The sequence below is a fragment of the Pseudomonas taeanensis MS-3 genome (assembly GCF_000498575.2).
Taxonomy (GTDB): Bacteria; Pseudomonadota; Gammaproteobacteria; order Pseudomonadales; family Pseudomonadaceae; genus Aquipseudomonas; species Aquipseudomonas taeanensis.
Genome location: NZ_AWSQ01000002.1, coordinates 493,889 through 510,465 on the forward strand (window position 1 = coordinate 493,889; position 16,577 = coordinate 510,465).

15 protein-coding genes are annotated in these 16,577 nt (G+C 58.2%); 13 read left to right on the top strand and 2 right to left on the bottom strand.

Annotation, left to right across the window (positions count from 1 at the left end; genetic code table 11):
- Window positions 1–3: 3 nt before the first annotated feature.
- Together TMS3_RS10315 and map are read right to left on the bottom strand one after the other, a co-directional pair.
- Window positions 4–2,706, bottom strand: a complete 2,703-nt coding sequence (locus TMS3_RS10315; protein ID WP_025165199.1) for a [protein-PII] uridylyltransferase — start codon at window positions 2,704–2,706, stop codon at window positions 4–6.
- 52 nt (window positions 2,707–2,758) lie between these two features.
- Window positions 2,759–3,541: a type I methionyl aminopeptidase gene (gene map / locus TMS3_RS10320; RefSeq protein WP_025165200.1), complete on the bottom strand. Its 783-nt coding sequence runs from the start codon at window positions 3,539–3,541 to the stop codon at window positions 2,759–2,761.
- Between the two features lie 292 nt (window positions 3,542–3,833).
- Between map and rpsB the strand changes: the two genes are divergently transcribed.
- The 13 genes from rpsB to lpxA all read left to right on the top strand — a co-directional run bounded on the left by rpsB (window position 3,834) and on the right by lpxA (window position 16,575).
- Entirely contained in the window at window positions 3,834–4,577 is a 744-nt protein-coding gene (rpsB, locus tag TMS3_RS10325) for a 30S ribosomal protein S2 (protein ID WP_029866280.1), read from the top strand.
- Between the two features lie 182 nt (window positions 4,578–4,759).
- Window positions 4,760–5,629: a translation elongation factor Ts gene (gene tsf / locus TMS3_RS10330; RefSeq protein WP_025165202.1), complete on the top strand. Its 870-nt coding sequence runs from the start codon at window positions 4,760–4,762 to the stop codon at window positions 5,627–5,629.
- A 188-nt stretch (window positions 5,630–5,817) separates the two neighbouring features.
- On the top strand, window positions 5,818–6,561 hold the full coding sequence (gene pyrH, locus TMS3_RS10335; protein ID WP_025165203.1) for a UMP kinase: 744 nt from the start codon (window positions 5,818–5,820) through the stop codon (window positions 6,559–6,561).
- Window positions 6,558–7,115: a ribosome recycling factor gene (gene frr, locus TMS3_RS10340; protein ID WP_025165204.1), complete on the top strand. Its 558-nt coding sequence runs from the start codon at window positions 6,558–6,560 to the stop codon at window positions 7,113–7,115. Before pyrH ends, frr begins: the two co-directional genes overlap by 4 nt.
- A gap of 32 nt (window positions 7,116–7,147) precedes the next feature.
- Window positions 7,148–7,891 carry a polyprenyl diphosphate synthase gene (uppS, locus tag TMS3_RS10345; RefSeq protein WP_407691612.1) on the top strand — a complete coding sequence of 248 codons (744 nt, stop codon included), beginning with the start codon at window positions 7,148–7,150 and terminating at the stop codon, window positions 7,889–7,891.
- Window positions 7,891–8,706: a phosphatidate cytidylyltransferase gene (locus TMS3_RS10350; RefSeq protein WP_025165206.1), complete on the top strand. Its 816-nt coding sequence runs from the start codon at window positions 7,891–7,893 to the stop codon at window positions 8,704–8,706. The genes uppS and TMS3_RS10350 overlap by 1 nt, the downstream gene beginning before the upstream one ends.
- Window positions 8,703–9,890: a 1-deoxy-D-xylulose-5-phosphate reductoisomerase gene (ispC, locus tag TMS3_RS10355; protein ID WP_025165207.1), complete on the top strand. Its 1,188-nt coding sequence runs from the start codon at window positions 8,703–8,705 to the stop codon at window positions 9,888–9,890. The genes TMS3_RS10350 and ispC overlap by 4 nt, the downstream gene beginning before the upstream one ends.
- 17 nt (window positions 9,891–9,907) lie before the next feature.
- On the top strand, window positions 9,908–11,260 hold the full coding sequence (gene rseP / locus TMS3_RS10360; RefSeq protein ID WP_025165208.1) for a sigma E protease regulator RseP: 1,353 nt from the start codon (window positions 9,908–9,910) through the stop codon (window positions 11,258–11,260).
- A gap of 90 nt (window positions 11,261–11,350) precedes the next feature.
- Window positions 11,351–13,702, top strand: coding sequence for an outer membrane protein assembly factor BamA (gene bamA / locus TMS3_RS10365; protein ID WP_025165209.1), 2,352 nt, complete (start codon window positions 11,351–11,353; stop codon window positions 13,700–13,702).
- Window positions 13,703–13,748: 46 nt separating this feature from the next.
- Window positions 13,749–14,252 (top strand): OmpH family outer membrane protein, encoded by a 504-nt coding sequence (locus TMS3_RS10370; protein ID WP_025165210.1) that lies wholly within the window; start codon window positions 13,749–13,751, stop codon window positions 14,250–14,252.
- A 2-nt stretch (window positions 14,253–14,254) separates the two neighbouring features.
- Window positions 14,255–15,313, top strand: a complete 1,059-nt coding sequence (gene lpxD / locus TMS3_RS10375) for a UDP-3-O-(3-hydroxymyristoyl)glucosamine N-acyltransferase (protein ID WP_043301851.1) — start codon at window positions 14,255–14,257, stop codon at window positions 15,311–15,313.
- Between the two features lie 48 nt (window positions 15,314–15,361).
- Window positions 15,362–15,802 carry a 3-hydroxyacyl-ACP dehydratase FabZ gene (gene fabZ, locus TMS3_RS10380; protein ID WP_025165212.1) on the top strand — a complete coding sequence of 147 codons (441 nt, stop codon included), beginning with the start codon at window positions 15,362–15,364 and terminating at the stop codon, window positions 15,800–15,802.
- Window positions 15,799–16,575, top strand: coding sequence for an acyl-ACP--UDP-N-acetylglucosamine O-acyltransferase (gene lpxA, locus TMS3_RS10385; protein ID WP_025165213.1), 777 nt, complete (start codon window positions 15,799–15,801; stop codon window positions 16,573–16,575). The genes fabZ and lpxA overlap by 4 nt, the downstream gene beginning before the upstream one ends.
- The last annotated feature ends 2 nt before the right edge of the window (window positions 16,576–16,577 follow it).

Sequence of the window (16,577 nt, forward strand, 5' to 3'; positions counted from 1 at the left end):
GGGTTAAAAGCTGATCTGGTTGGTTTCGGTCTGCTGTCCTTGGGCATCCGACAGGCGTGCGACGATGGTCTCTTGCAGGCGGATACACAACTGTGGATCAGACAGTGGCTGGTTGTGGGCATCGGTGACGAAGAACACGTCTTCTACGCGTTCACCAAGGGTGGCGATCTTGGCATTCTGGATCGACAGGTCGAACTCGAGGAAGATCCGCCCGACCCGCGCCAGCAGGCCCGGTCGATCCGGTGCGCTCAGTTCGAGTATGGTCACCGGGCGGTGGGCATCGTTGTGGATGGTCACCTGCGGCGCAAAGGCGAAGTGCTTGAGCTGGCGCGGCACGCGACGTTGAATGATGTTCGGGTATTCGTCCGGGTTTTTCAGCGCATCGATCAGCCCCTGGCGGATCTTGTTGATGCGTGCCGGGTTGTCGCCAATCGAGCTACCGTCGGCTTCCAGGACGATATAGGTGTCGAGGGTGAACTGGCTGGTCGAGGTGAGAATGCGCGCGTCGTGAATGTTCAGGTTGAGCTGCGCCATGGCGGCCACGGTCACGGCGAAGAAGTCGTGCTGATCCTCGGCGTAGATGAATATCTGCGTACCGCCTTCGAACTCGCGCTGGGTCGTCTCCTTGATCAGCACCAGCGGGTTACCGTCGTTCGGATGCTGGATGATGGCCAGGGTGTGCCAGGCGACATCGTCGGCCGTGTGGCGCAGGAAGTAGTCATCGCCCAGCTGCGCCCAGAGCTGTTCCGCATGATCCGGGTCGGTGCCACCGCGTACCAGAATCTCCAGGGCGGCGCTTTGGTTCAGGCGAATCTGCTCTTCGCGATCCAGCGGATTCTCCAGGCCGCGGCTCAATGCCCGCTTGGTCTCGGTGTAGAGCTGGCGCATCAGGCTGGCGCGCCAGGAGTTCCACAGGCTCGGGTTGGTGGCGTTGATATCGGCCACGGTGAGCACATAGAGGTAATCCAGGCGCGTTTGATCGCCGACCTGACGAGCGAAATCGAATATCACCTGCGGGTCGGACAAGTCCTTGCGCTGCGCGGTGGTCGACATCACCAGATGGCTCTGCACCAGCCAGACGATCAGTTTGCTATCCCAGCTGGGTAGCTGGTGGCGCACGCAGAAGGCTGCGGCATCCACCGCACCCAGCTCGGAGTGGTCGCCGCCGCGACCTTTGCCGATGTCGTGATAGATGCCGGCGAGGTAGATCAGCTCGGGCTTGGGCAGCTTCTCGACCAGTTCGCTGGCCAGCGGGAATTTCTCCGCCACGCCTGGTTTGCCCAGTTTACGCAGGTGCTTGATGACATTCAGGGTGTGGGCATCGACGGTGTAGATGTGAAACAGGTCGTGCTGCATCTGCCCGACGATGTGTCCGAACTCAGGCAGGTAGCGGCCGAGAATGCCGTAGCGGTTCATCCGGCGCAGGTTGCGGTGGATGCCTTCCTTGCACTTGAACAGTTCGATGAACAGGCTGGTGTTGCGGATGTCGGCACGAAAGTCGTCGTCGATTAGGTGGCGGTGGTCACGCAACAGGCGGATGGTGTCGGCGCACACTCCTTCGATCTCCGGGTGCTGGGCCATGACCACGAAAATTTCCAGAATGGCGAACGGCGTGCGCTTGAAGACTTTCGGGTGAATGGCTTCGATGTAGCCGTTACGCAGCTGGAAGCGGCTGTTCAGCGGCTGGGCCGGACTGACTTCGCCGGCGCGGAGAATTTCCTCCTCGAAGTGCTGATTGATCAGGTCACTCAGCTCGGCGATGGCCATCACCACGCGGTAGTACTTCTGCATGAAGTGCTCGATGGTGCGCTTGCGGTCGACTCCCTCGAAGCCGAGCAGCGCGGCGACCTGGCCCTGGTGGTCGAACAGCAGGCGATCTTCGGCGCGGCCAGCCAGCATGTGCAGGGCGTAGCGCACTTTCCAGAGGAAGTCCTGGCTTGATGCGAGCAGCTCATACTCACTTTCCAGCAAATAACCCTGGCCGACCATGGCATGCAGATTCAGGGTGCCGAAGTGGCGTCGGGCGACCCAGAGGATGGTCTGGATATCGCGCAGCCCACCGGGCGAGCCTTTGACGTTGGGTTCGAGGTTGTATTCGGTGTCGTTGTACTTGGCGTGACGCGCGCGCTGCTCTTTGCGCTTGGCCAGAAAGAACTCCTTGCTCGGCCACATCTGTTCGCTGCTGGTGACGCCCAGCATGCGCTGACGCAGGCGTTCGGGGCCGGCGATGGTGCGGCTTTCCATCAGGTTGGTGATCACCGTCAGGTCGACGCGGGCTTCCTCGGCGCATTCATCGACCGAGCGTACGCTCTGGCCGACTTCCAGGCCGATGTCCCACAGCAGGGTAAGGAAACGCTCAATCGGTTCGCGGAAGGTTTCATGGTCGGCGCTGTCGAGCAGGATCAGCAGGTCGATGTCCGAATAAGGGTGCAGTTCACCGCGACCATAGCCGCCGACCGCCAGCAGGGCGATAGCTGCGTCCTCGCTCCAGGCCAGGCGATCCCAGGCTTCACGCAGGATCTGATCGGCGAACCAGGCGCGATCCTCGACCAGTCGGCGTACCTCGCGACCAGCCTTGAAGCGTGCGTCGAGCACCTCATGGGCGCGGCGAATGGCTTTCTTGAAGGCGCCGATGGGGCTGGACTTCAAGGCCAGTTCGGCCTGGAACTGGCCACGGTCGAACAGTTCGGGGTCTACCTGCGACATGCAGCGGCCTTCCTTAATAGAGCGATAACACGGTAACGGCTACCTGAGCGGGTCAGGCCGAGGTGCGGGGGATGCTGTCGTCACTGCGCAGGGTGAAAATTTCGTAACCGTCGGCCGTTACCAGGATGGTGTGTTCCCATTGGGCGGAGAGCTTGCGATCCTTGGTGATCGCGGTCCAGCCATCACCGAGCAGACGGGTTTCCGCACGGCCCTGGTTGATCATCGGTTCGATGGTGAAGGTCATGCCTTCTTTTAGTTCCATGCCGGTGCCGGCGCGGCCGTAGTGCAGCACCTGCGGCTCTTCGTGGAAGACTGCACCGATGCCGTGACCACAGTATTCACGCACCACGGAGAAGCCGTTCTTCTCGGCGTGCTTCTGGATCACTTCGCCGATGTCGCCCAAGCGCGTACCGGGGCGCACGAGCTGAATACCTTTATACATACATTCCTGGGTGATCTTGGCCAGGCGCTCGGCCCACTCGGGAACCTTGCCGACCATGAACATCTTGCTGGTGTCGCCGTGATAGCCGTCCTTGATCACGGTTATATCGATATTCAGCACGTCGCCATCTTTCAGTGGCTTCTCGTTGGGGATGCCATGGCAGACCACGTGGTTGACCGAGGTGCAGATCGACTTGGGGAAGCCTTTGTAGTTGAGCGGCGCGGGGATGGCTTTCTGTTCGTTGACTATATAGTCGTGACAAATGCGATCCAGCTCTTCAGTAGTGACGCCAGGCTTGACGTGTTCGCCGATCATTTCCAGCACATCGGCAGCCAGGCGACCGGCTACGCGCATTTTTTCGATTTCCTCAGGCGTCTTGATAGTGACGGTCATGCGGGCTCTCTCGGCGCCCATTGGCGCAAGGTGAAATTGACAAAGACCGGATTCTAACAGAGAAGGCGAGCGGCAGCGGCACGCCAAAGGCGTTCAGCTCAGGCCCTGGCGACAGTGAGTTGTGGATTTCCTGTAGCTTGGGGTGGGTCTTTGTGGTATAAAACGCGCCGCTTTACGGGCTGTCTGCCCTGAGGCTTAAATCCGCACACGTGTCGACACAGTTTCCTGGGTGCCCGCAAGGGTTGGAGACTGGGGCGCGTGGAGGCCTAACCCGACTTATTAAGGAACTATCATGTCCCAAGTCAATATGCGCGATATGCTGAAGGCCGGTGTGCACTTCGGTCACCAGACCCGTTACTGGAACCCGAAAATGGGTAAGTACATTTTCGGCGCGCGTAACAAGATTCACATCATCAACCTTGAAAAAACCCTGCCGATGTTCAACGAAGCACTGTCTTTCGTTGAGAAGCTGGCTGCCGGTAAAAACAAGATTCTGTTCGTTGGTACCAAGCGTTCCGCTGGCAAGATCGTTCGCGAAGAAGCTGCTCGTTGCGGCTCGCCGTTTGTCGATCATCGCTGGTTGGGCGGCATGCTGACCAACTACAAAACCATCCGCGCCTCGATCAAGCGTCTGCGTGATCTGGAAGTTCAGTCCCAGGACGGTACTTTCACCAAGCTGACCAAGAAAGAAGCCCTGATGCGTACCCGCGATCTGGAAAAGCTGGATCGTAGCCTGGGTGGTATCAAGGACATGGGTGGTCTGCCAGACGCCATGTTCGTAATCGACGTTGACCACGAGCGCATTGCTATCACCGAAGCCAACAAGCTGGGTATCCCTGTTATTGGTGTAGTTGATACCAACAGCAGCCCGGAAGGCATCGACTACATCATCCCAGGTAACGACGACGCCATCCGCGCTATCCAGCTGTACATGGGTGCCATGGCTGACGCCATTGTGCGTGGTCGCAGCAACACTGGTGGCGGCACCGACGAGTTCGTCGAGCAAGCCCCGGCTGCAGAAGCTGCTGAAGGCTGAGTGAAACGCTTCTAGCGTTTGCTTAGTTCGCAAAAAGGGGGCTTGGCCCCCTTTTTGCCACCTTGAAAACCATTGTCGTACCGCAGCTTCAAGTGATCCTGTTAGTTGCCGGCAATGCGTTAAGAATTGAGCGCCCGTTTTGCGGGTGGAATGGTTAACAACCTATCCAAGAGGAATTTGAAATGGCAGAGATTACTGCAGCGTTGGTCAAAGAACTGCGCGAGCGTACCGGCGAAGGCATGATGGATTGCAAAAAGGCCTTGACCAAGGCCGGCGGCGACATCGAGCAAGCCATTGATGACATGCGTGCCTCCGGCGCGATCAAGGCTGCTAAAAAAGCGGGCAACGTTGCCGCTGAAGGCGCTATCGGTGTGAAAGTTGCCGAAGATGGCAAGTCGGCCGTGATCCTGGAAGTCAACTCGCAAACTGACTTCCTGGCTCTGCAAGACGACTTCAAGAACTTCGTCAGCGCCAGCATTGAAAAAGCCTTCGCCGACAAACTGACCGACGCAGCTCCGCTGATCGCCGCTCAGGAATCCGCGCGTGAAGCGCTGGTGGCCAAAGTTGGCGAGAACGTCAATATTCGCCGCCTGGCTCGTCTTGAAGGCGACGTGGTCAACGCTTACCTGCACGGTAACAAGATCGGTGTGGTTGTGGTCCTGAAAGGCGGTGACGCTGATCTGGCCAAAGATATCGCCATGCACGTGGCTGCCAGCAACCCGGAATTCCTGCTGCCTTCGGAAGTTTCTGCTGAAGCTGTCGAGCGCGAGAAAGCCGTGTTCATGAGCCTCAACGAAGACAAGATCAAAGGCAAGCCGGCTGAAATCGTCGAGAAGATGGTTGGTGGCCGCATCCAGAAGTTCCTCGCTGAAGCCAGTCTGGTTGAGCAGGCCTTCGTCAAGGATCCAGAAATCAAGGTCGGTGCACTGGCCAAGAAAGCTGGCGCAGAAATCGTTTCCTTCACCCGCTTCCAGGTAGGCGAAGGCATCGAGAAGCCAGTCGACAACTTCGCTGAAGAAGTGGCTGCGCAATTGGCTGCCAGCAAGCAGTAAGACGGATTCAATTCTGTCGCCCCGAAGAGGCTGCCCGCTTATGCGTGCGGCCTCTTTGTCGAACTAGGGTGGCAGTTTGTTGGTAGTGAGTGTCGGGTGGCACCCATGGCCAAGAGCGTTGTCGAAACACTCGATAATTGCGGGCGATCAGCCCGCGCAGAATTCAACCGCTGCAGGAGAGACTGGTAATGGCTCAGCAGGTGAGTGGTCGTCAACCGCGTTACAAGCGCATTCTACTCAAGCTTAGCGGCGAGGCCTTGATGGGCTCGGAAGACTTTGGTATCGATCCCAAAGTGCTTGATCGCATGGCGCTGGAAGTTGGCCAGTTGGTTGGCATCGGTGTTCAGGTGGGCTTGGTGATTGGTGGCGGCAACTTGTTCCGTGGTGCGGCATTGAGTGCGGCGGGCATGGATCGGGTTACCGGCGATCACATGGGTATGCTGGCGACGGTGATGAATGCCTTGGCCATGCGCGACGCGCTGGAGCGTTCGAATATCCCAGCCATCGTCATGTCGGCCATCTCCATGGTAGGCGTGACCGACCATTACGATCGCCGCAAGGCCTTGCGTCATCTGAAAACCGGTGAGGTGGTGATTTTCGCCGCTGGCACTGGTAATCCCTTCTTTACTACCGACTCCGCGGCCTGCCTGCGGGCCATCGAAATCGATGCCGATGTGGTGTTGAAGGCGACCAAGGTTGATGGTGTGTACACCGCCGATCCGTTCAAGGATCCGCATGCGGAGAAGTTCGACCGTCTGACCTACGATGAAGTGCTTGATCGCAAGCTGGGTGTTATGGATCTGACGGCCATCTGTCTGTGCCGCGACCATAAGATGCCGCTGCGTGTGTTCAATATGAATAAACCTGGCGCCCTGCTGAATGTTGTAGTGGGTGGCGCCGAAGGTACTCTGATCGAGGAAGGTGAAGAATGATCAACGAGATCAAGAAAGACGCCCAAGCGCGTATGCAGAAAAGTCTGGAATCGCTAGCTCATGCGTTCAGTCGTATTCGTACCGGCCAGGCTCACCCGAGTATTCTGGGTGGGGTGATGGTGCCTTACTATGGTGCCGATACTCCCCTGAATCAGGTTGCCAACGTGACCGTCAAGGACTCCCGCACCCTGCAGGTTGTGGCGTTCGAGCGCAATATGTTGGCTGCCGTTGATAAGGCCATCCAGAGCTCCGGTCTGGGCTTCAATCCGACCAACCTGGGCGAACTGCTGCTGATTTCCATGCCGGCGTTGACTGAGGAAACCCGCAAGGGCTTCACCAAGCAGGCGCGTGATGCGGCGGAAGATGCTCGAGTGGCTGTGCGCAATATCCGTCGCGATGCGTTGAGTCAGTTGAAAGATCTGGTCAAAGAGAAAGAAATCAGCGAAGACGAAGAGCGCCGCGCCGCAGATGACGTGCAAAAGCTGACAGACAAGTTCGTTGGCGAGATCGAAGTGGCGGTGAAACAGAAAGAAGCGGATCTGATGGCCGTCTGACGGTCGCCAGTCTTTCAGGCATGGAAAAATCAGTGAAGAAGGCCGAGCCGGCCGTTCCGCGGCATGTGGCGGTCATCATGGACGGTAACAACCGCTGGGCGAGAAAACGCCTGTTGCCTGGAGTTGCTGGGCATAAAGCGGGTGTCGATGCGGTGCGCGCGGTGATTGAGGTGTGCGCCGAGGCAGGGGTCGAGGTGCTGACGCTATTCGCCTTCTCCAGTGAAAACTGGCGGCGTCCGGCGGAAGAGGTCGGTGCGCTGATGGAACTCTTCCTTGGCGCGCTACGTCGCGAAGCCAAGCGGCTGAATGACAACGGCATCAGTCTGCGAATCATTGGTGATCGCTCGCGTTTTCATCCGGAATTGCAAGCGGCCATGCGCGAGGCCGAGGCGCAGACTGCTGGCGACAAGCGCTTCGTCCTGCAGATCGCGGCCAACTACGGTGGTCAGTGGGATATTGCCCAAGCCGCGCAGCGCCTTGCGCGCGAGGTGCAGGGTGGGCATTTGCGACCTGAGGAGATAACCCCCGAGTTGCTGCAGGGCTGCTTGGCGACTGGTGATCTGCCGTTACCGGATTTATGCATTCGCACCGGTGGCGAGCATCGCATCAGTAATTTCCTGTTGTGGCAGCTGGCTTACAGCGAGTTGTATTTCTCCGACCTGCTCTGGCCGGATTTCAAGCACGACGCCATGCGCAAGGCGCTGGCGGACTTCGCCAAGCGCCAGCGGCGCTTTGGCAAAACCAGTGAACAGGTCGAGGCCGAGGCGCGTGCTTAATGCTTAAACAACGAGTGATTACTGCGCTGGTGCTGCTGCCTGTCGCGTTGGGCGGGTTTTTCCTGCTCGATGGTCAGGCGTTTGCCTTGTTTATCGGCGCGGTCGTCAGTCTGGGTGGCTGGGAGTGGGCGCGACTGGCGGGTTTCACTGCGCAACTGCAGCGTGTGGCTTATGCCTGCGTGGTTGCCGTCTTGCTGTTCGGGCTCTATCAACTGCCTGCACTAGCCACGTGGGTGCTGTTGGTCGGTGTTGTCTGGTGGGTATTGGCCACGTTGCTGGTACTGGGCTATCCCGCCAGTAGCCGGTATTGGGGCGGCGCGCCGGGCAAGTTGCTGATCGGGCTGCTGATATTACTGCCCGCCTGGCAGGGTTTGGTCCTGTTCAAGCAATGGCCGCTGGCCAATGGCTTGATCCTGGCGGTGATGGTCTTGGTCTGGGCAGCGGATATTGGTGCTTATTTCTCCGGCAAGGCATTCGGTAAGCGCAAGCTGGCACCACGGGTCAGTCCGGGCAAGAGCTGGGAAGGCTTGATCGGTGGTCTGCTCACCAGCGTGCTGATTACTGCCGCGGTCGGTGTCTATCGGGGTTGGTCTGGCGGTGAAATGACGCTGGGTTTGCTGGGTGCGGCCGTGGTCGTGCTGATCTCGGTGGTCGGTGATCTGACCGAGAGCATGTTCAAGCGCCAGAGCGGGATCAAGGACAGCAGCAACTTGCTCCCGGGTCACGGCGGTGTGCTGGATCGCATCGACAGCTTGACTGCCGCTATTCCGGTGTTCGCGGCCCTGCTATGGCTGGCCGGCTGGGGCGCGCTGTGAGTCAGGTACAGCAGATCACGGTGCTGGGGGCGACTGGATCAATTGGCCTGAGCACTCTGGATGTGATTGCCCGCCACCCTCAGCGCTATCGTGTTTTCGCCCTGTCCGGCTTCAGTCGTCTGGCTGAGCTGGAGGCGCTGTGCATGATTTACCGTCCGCGTTTTGCGGTGGCGCAGAACGCTCAGGCGGCGCGCCAGCTGCAGGGCGGCCTGCATGCGGCGGGCCTGACGACCCAGGTTTTGTTCGGTGAGCAGGGTCTTTGTGAGGTGGCCGCGCATCCCGAGGTGGATACGGTGATGGCGGCTATCGTCGGTGCGGCAGGGCTCAAGCCGACCCTGGCTGCCGTCGAAGCGGGCAAGAAGGTCTTGCTGGCGAATAAAGAGGCGCTGGTGATGTCCGGCGCACTGTTTATTCAGGCTGTGCGCAGTAGTGGTGCCGTGTTGCTGCCAATCGACAGCGAACACAATGCAATCTTCCAGTGCCTGCCTGGTGACTATGCGCGTGGGTTGGCGTCCGTGGGGGTGCGGCGGATCATGTTGACCGCTTCAGGTGGCCCGTTTCGCCAGACCCCGCTGGAGCAGTTGGCCGAGGTTACTCCCGAGCAGGCCTGCGCTCATCCAAACTGGTCGATGGGGCGCAAGATCTCGGTAGATTCGGCGAGCATGATGAACAAGGGGCTCGAGTTGATCGAGGCCTGTTGGTTATTCGATGCTCAGCCTGAGCAGGTCGAGGTGGTGATCCACCCGCAAAGCGTGATCCATTCTCTGGTCGATTATGTCGACGGTTCGGTATTGGCGCAGTTGGGTAACCCCGATATGCGTACGCCGATCAGTCATGCTTTGGCCTGGCCGCAGCGCATCGATTCGGGCGTTGCACCGTTGGATTTGTTCGTCGTAGCGCGCTTGGACTTTGAGGCGCCGGACGAGCAGCGTTTTCCCTGCCTGCGCCTGGCGCGTCAGGCTGCGGAGGTGAGTGGGACTGCCCCGGCCATGCTCAATGCGGCTAATGAAGTGGCGGTGGCGGCCTTTCTTGAGCGGCGCATCCGCTTTCCCGAGATCGCGAGTATCATCGATGCTGTGCTGAACGCTGAGGCTGCCGTCGCGGTCGAATGCCTGGATACGGTACTGGCGGCTGACCATCGGGCGCGTGCCCTTGCCGAGCAGTGGCTGAGTCGTCGCGAATAGCGACGAGGAGAAGATTGATGAGTGCGTTGTATATGGTTGTCGGCACCCTGGTCGCCCTGGGTGTACTGGTCACGTTTCACGAGTTCGGTCATTTCTGGGTGGCGCGGCGTTGTGGGGTCAAGGTGCTGCGGTTTTCGGTTGGTTTCGGCACGCCGCTGCTGCGCTGGTATGACCGTCATGGCACTGAGTTTGTGATCGCTGCGATCCCGCTGGGCGGCTACGTCAAGATGCTCGACGAGCGTGAAGGCGATGTGCCGGTTGAACAACTGGAGCAAGCCTTCAATCGCAAAACCGTAGGGCAGCGTATTGCCATCGTCATCGCAGGGCCGGCGGCCAACTTCCTGCTCGCGCTGGCTTTTTTCTGGCTGGTGGCGATGCTCGGCAGTCAGCAGGTTCGCCCAATTATCGGCGCGGTTGAGAGTGCCAGCCTGGCTGCCGCAGCGGGGCTGCAGGCGGGGCAGGAAATCACTGAGGTAAATGGTGAGCCAACCACGGGTTGGGCTGCGGTCAATTTGCAGTTGGTGCGTCGTTTGGGGGAAAGCGGCACCTTGCTGGTCAAGGTGCGCGAGCAGGGTTCTACCGCCGACTCTGCGCGACAAATCGTGCTGAGCGATTGGTTGAAAGGTGTAGAAGAGCCGGATCCTATTGCCTCGCTGGGTATTCGCCCTTGGCGTCCCGCGTTGGCGCCGATCTTGGCCGAGCTGGATCCGCAAGGCCCAGCTAAAGCGGCGGGTTTGCAGGTCGGCGACCGCTTGGTGTCCCTGAATGGACAGGCGCTCGACGACTGGCAGCAGTTGGTCGATCGGGTGCGGGCGTTGCCGGGGAAGCCAGTTGACTTAATGATCGAGCGTGCAGGGCAAACGCTGGAGATGCCGGTGAAACTGGCTGCGCGTGGCGAAGGCGAGGCGCGCAGTGGCTATCTGGGGGCTGGTGTACAAGGTGTCGAGTGGCCGGCTGAAATGCTCCGCGAGGTCAGCTTCGGGCCGCTTGAAGCAGTTGGCGAAGGCGTAAAGCGCACTTGGACTATGAGTCTATTGACCCTGGATTCGCTAAAGAAAATGCTCTTCGGTGAGCTCTCGGTAAAAAACTTGAGCGGGCCGATAACCATTGCTAAAGTGGCGGGCGCTTCGGCTGAGTCGGGTTTGGGGGATTTCTTGAATTTCCTGGCCTACTTGAGCATAAGTTTGGGGGTTCTCAATCTATTGCCGATCCCTGTGTTAGATGGGGGGCATTTGCTTTTTTACCTGATCGAGTGGGCGCGTGGTCGGCCACTGTCAGAACGGGTGCAAGGTTGGGGAATGCAAATTGGCATCAGTTTGGTGATTGGGGTGATGTTACTGGCCCTGGTCAACGATCTGAGTCGACTGTAATCGCTACTGAATTACGCTCTCAGCATTTACAAGAAATGTCGCCTTAAGTGGCAGACTTTTTATCGTCAGTTGGAAATAAGAAAGGACTTCATGAAACGTCTGCTGCTACCTGCGGTGCTTGCCGCATTGATGATCGCCGAAGTTCACGCCGAGTCCTTCACCATCTCCGATATTCGCGTCAATGGCCTCCAGCGGGTGTCTGCGGGCAGCGTGTTTGGTGCTTTGCCGCTGAATGGCGGCGAGCAAGCCGACGACCGCTCATTGGTCGAAGCTACGCGCGAACTGTTCAAATCCGGTTTCTTCCAGGACATTCAACTCGGCCGTGATGGCGATGTACTCGTCATTACCGTCGTCGAGCGTCCGTCGATTTCCAGCATCGAGATCGATGGCAACAAAGCCATCACCAGTGAGGACCTGCTCAAAGGCCTCAATCAATCTGGTTTGGCAGAAGGCGAAATCTTCCAGCGTGCGACCCTCGAAGGGGTGCGTAACGAACTGCAGCGCCAATATGTCGCCCAAGGCCGCTACTCCGCGGAGATCGAAACCGAAGTGATTCCGCAGCCGCGCAACCGTGTGGCGCTGAAGATCAATATCAGTGAAGGTTCGGTTGCGGCCATTCAGCACATCAACGTAGTGGGCAATAGCGTTTTCGCCGACGAAGACCTGATTGACCTGTTCGAGTTGAAGACCAGCAACTGGCTGTCCTTCTTCAAGAACGATGACAAGTACGCCCGTGAGAAACTGTCCGGTGACTTGGAGCGTCTGCGCTCCTATTACCTGGATCGCGGCTACATCAACATGGACATCTCCTCCACTCAGGTCTCCATTACCCCGGACAAGAAACACGTCTACATCACCGTCAACGTTGATGAAGGGCAGAAGTACACAGTTCGCGAAGTGCGCCTCAGCGGTGACCTGAAGGTGCCGGAAGAAGATGTCAGGGCATTATTGCTGGCCAAGGAAGGGCAGGTGTTCTCGCGCAAGGTGATGACTACCACGTCCGAGCTAATCACTCGCCGTCTGGGTAATGAAGGCTATACCTTTGCCAACGTCAATGGCGTGCCAGAGGCTCATGATGAGGACAACACGGTATCGATCACCTTCTTCGTCGATCCGGGCAAGCGCGCCTACGTCAATCGCATCAATTTCCGTGGCAATACCAAATCCGAAGACGAAGTGCTGCGCCGTGAGATGCGTCAGATGGAGGGTGGTTGGGCCTCGACCTACTTGATTGATCAGTCGAAAACCCGTCTCGAACGTCTGGGCTTCTTCAAGGAGGTCAACGTCGAAACACCGCAGGTGCCGGGCACCGATGATCAGATCGACGTCAACTACAGCGTTGAAGAGCAGGCCTCCGGTTCGATTACTGCCAGCGTCGGTTTCGCGCAGAACGCGGGTCTGATCCTTGGTGGTTCGATTACCCAGAACAACTTCCTCGGTACCGGTAACAAGGTCAGCGTCGGTTTGACCCGTAGCCAATACCAGAGCCGCTACAACTTCGGCTTCGTCGACCCCTACTGGACGCCGGATGGCGTGAGCCTGGGCTATAACGCCTTTTATCGCACCACCGACTACGACGAATTGGATACTCAGGTTTCCAGCTTTGCGGTGGACAGCCTGGGTGCAGGGGTGAGCATCGGTTACCCGATCAGCGAGACCTCGCGCTTGACCTATGGTCTGACGGTCCAGCAGGACACTATTAATACCGGCGTTTACACCGTAGATGAAATCTTCAACTTCATCGAGCGCGAAGGTGACAGCTACCTGAACCTCAAAGCCTCGGTGGGCTGGTCCGAGTCGACCCTGAATCGCGGCGTGATGGCCAACCGTGGGCACTCCCAGAGCCTGGTGCTGGAGTCTACGGTCCCGGGTAGCGACCTGTCGTTCTTCAAGATCGATTACCGTGGCCAGGTATTCAAGCCGCTAACTGATAACTACACCCTGCGCTTCCATACCGAGCTGGGCTATGGCGACAGCTACGGTTCCACCGAGGAGCTTCCGTTCTACGAGAACTACTATGCCGGCGGTTTCAACTCGGTGCGTGGCTTCGAGGACAGCAGTCTAGGCCCGCGTAGTACGCCGAGCACCGGTACTAATCCAGGTACTTTGGCGGATCCGGATCAAGACCCGCTCCCGTTCGGTGGTAACGTACTGGTCCAGGGGGGGGTGGAGTTGCTGTTCCCGCTGCCGTTCGTCAAGGATCAGCGTTCGCTGCGCACCGCACTGTTCTGGGATGTGGGTAATGTCTTCGATACCACATGCGGTCCAACCCAGACCGACTGCGGCAGCATCAATCCCGGTGATTTGGCCAGTTCGGTTGGTGTGGGTCTGACCTGGATCACCGCCCTCGGGCCGCTGAGCTTCAGCCTGGCGATGCCGGTGGTGAAGCCGGACGATGCCGATACTCAAGTATTCCAATTCTCTCTCGGCCAGACGTTCTAAGCGCCTGTTTACCGAGCAACGACAACAGTTTCTGCAGGAGTGCATCGTGCGTAAGTTGACTCAACTGGTTCTATTAAGTGCTGCCCTGCTGGCAACCCCAGCATTCGCTGAAATGAAGGTGGCGGTACTCAACTATCAAATGGCCCTGCTCGAATCCGATGCGGCCAAGCGTTATGCCGTGGATGCCGAGAAGAAGTTTGGCCCGCAGCTGAGCAAGCTGAAGACACTGGAAGGTGATGCCAAGCGCATCCAGGATCGCATGGTTAAAGATGGCGAGAAGATGCAGACCGCCGAGCGCGAGCGTCTGGAGTTGGAGTTCAAGCAAAAAGCCCGTGACTTCCAGTTCCAGTCCAAGGAGTTGAACGAAGCCAAGGCCATCGCCGATCGCGAGATGCTGAAGAAGCTCAAGCCCAACCTGGATAAAGCGGTTGAAGAAGTGATCAAGAAAGGCAACTTCGACCTGGTGCTCGAGCGCGGTGCAGTGATCGATGTCAAGCCTCAATATGACATCACTCGCCAAGTTATCGAGCGCATGAATCAGCTGCGCTGATCATGACGGCTGCAGTTTTTAACCTCGGCCAGCTGGCTGAACGTTTGGGCGCGAAGCTGCGTGGCGATGCCAATAAAACGATCAGTGGTGTGGCTACTTTGCAGGAGGCCGGCCCCGATCAGCTGAGCTTCCTGGCCAACCCGCAATACCGCAAATACCTGGGCGACTGTCGTGCTGGAGTGGTTTTGTTGACTGCGGCCGACGCCGACAGCTACAGCGGCGACGCGCTGATCGTAGCCAATCCTTATCTGGCTTACGCAACACTGTCTCATCTGTTTGATCGCAAGCCGCAAGCCGTGGCTGGTGTGCATGCGACTGCGCTGATTGCCGCCGATGCACAGATCGATAGCAGTGCCAGTATCGGCGCTTATGCTGTGGTCGAGAGCGGTGCGCAGATCGCTGCCGGCGTCACGGTCGGCGCGCATTGCGTGATCGGCGCGCGCTCGGTGATCGGTGAAAATGGTTGGCTCGCACCGCGAGTTACCCTGTATCACGATGTGCGCATAGGTCGACGGGTAGTGATTCAGTCGGGTGCAGTAATTGGTGGTGAAGGGTTCGGTTTTGCCAGTGAGAAGGGTGTCTGGCTGAAGATCGCGCAAATTGGTGGGGTGCAAATCGGTGATGATGTCGAAATTGGCGCCAATACCACCATTGATCGTGGCGCGCTGTCCGATACGGTAATCGGTAACGGGGTCAAGCTGGATAACCAGATCATGATCGCGCACAACGTGCAGATCGGCGACAACACCGCGATGGCGGGGTGCGTCGGTATCTCTGGCAGTACCAAGATTGGCAAGAATTGCATGATCGCCGGCGGTGTCGGCATGGTCGGGCATATCGAAGTGTGCGATGGCGTATTCGTCACCGGTATGACCATGGTTACCCGTTCGATCACCGAGCCAGGGGCTTATTCCTCCGGTACCGCGATGCAGCCTGCGGGTGAGTGGAAGAAGAGTGCTGCGCGGATTCGTCAGTTGGATGATATGGCGCGGCGTCTCAAACAGCTGGAAAAACAGCTGGCTGCCGTGACCTCGAGCGGCAACGTCTCATCTGATGCCTGAGCCGGTAACTGCCGTGCTCTTATTTTTTTACTACAGGCTTCTCCGGAAATGATGGACATCAACGAAATTCGCGAATACTTGCCGCACCGTTACCCGTTCCTGCTGGTGGATCGGGTGGTGGACTTGGATGTTGAGGGCAAGTGTGTGCGTGCCTATAAGAATGTCAGCATCAATGAGCCATTCTTCAATGGTCATTTTCCTGAGCATCCGATTATGCCGGGTGTGTTGATTATCGAAGCCATGGCTCAGGCCGCTGGTATTCTCGGCTTCAAGATGATGGGCGTGAAGCCGGCTGATGGAACCCTGTATTACTTCGTGGGTTCGGACAAACTACGCTTTCGTCAGCCAGTGGTGCCAGGCGATCAATTGATCCTCGAGGCCACGTACCTGAGCAACAAGCGCAGCATATGGAAGTTTGCCTGCAAGGCCAGCGTGGAAGGTAAGGAAGTCTGTTCGGCTGAAATTATCTGTGCGGAACGCAAACTATGAGTTTGATTGACCCTCGCGCCATTATCGATCCCAGCGCCAAGCTGGCCGACGACGTCGTCGTCGGCCCTTGGTCGATTGTCGGGGCCGATGTGGAAATTGGCGAGGGTACGGTGCTTGGGCCTAATGTGATCATCAAAGGGCCAACCAAAATTGGTAAGCACAACCGGGTCTACCAATTCTCTTCGCTCGGCGAAGACACCCCTGATCGCAAGTACAAAGGTGAGCCAACGCGCCTGGTGATCGGTGATCACAACATCATCCGTGAAGGCGTCACCATGCATCGCGGCACGATTCAGGATCGTGATGAGACCACGGTGGGTGATCACAACCTGATTATGGCCTATGCCCATATTGGTCATGACAGCGTGATCGGTAATCATTGCATCCTGGTCAACAACACGGCGTTGGCAGGTCACGTGCACATAGGGGACTGGGCGATTTTGTCCGGCTACACCCTGGTGCATCAGTTCTGTCATATCGGTGCACACAGTTTTGCCGGTATGGGGACTGCAATTGGCAAGGATGTGCCGGCTTATGTGACGGTCTCGGGCAACCCGGCCGAAGCGCGCAGCATGAACTTCGAGGGTCTGCGCCGGCGTGGTTTCAGTGCCGAAGCCATCCAGGCCCTGCGTCGTGCCTACAAGACGGTATACCGTCAGGGGCTGACCATTGAGCAGGCGCTGCTGGAGCTGGCGGAGCCTTCCGTGCAGTTCCCCGAAGTTGCGGTGTTCCGTGACTCGATCGAGGCCTCAAAACGCGGCATCACCCGCTAATT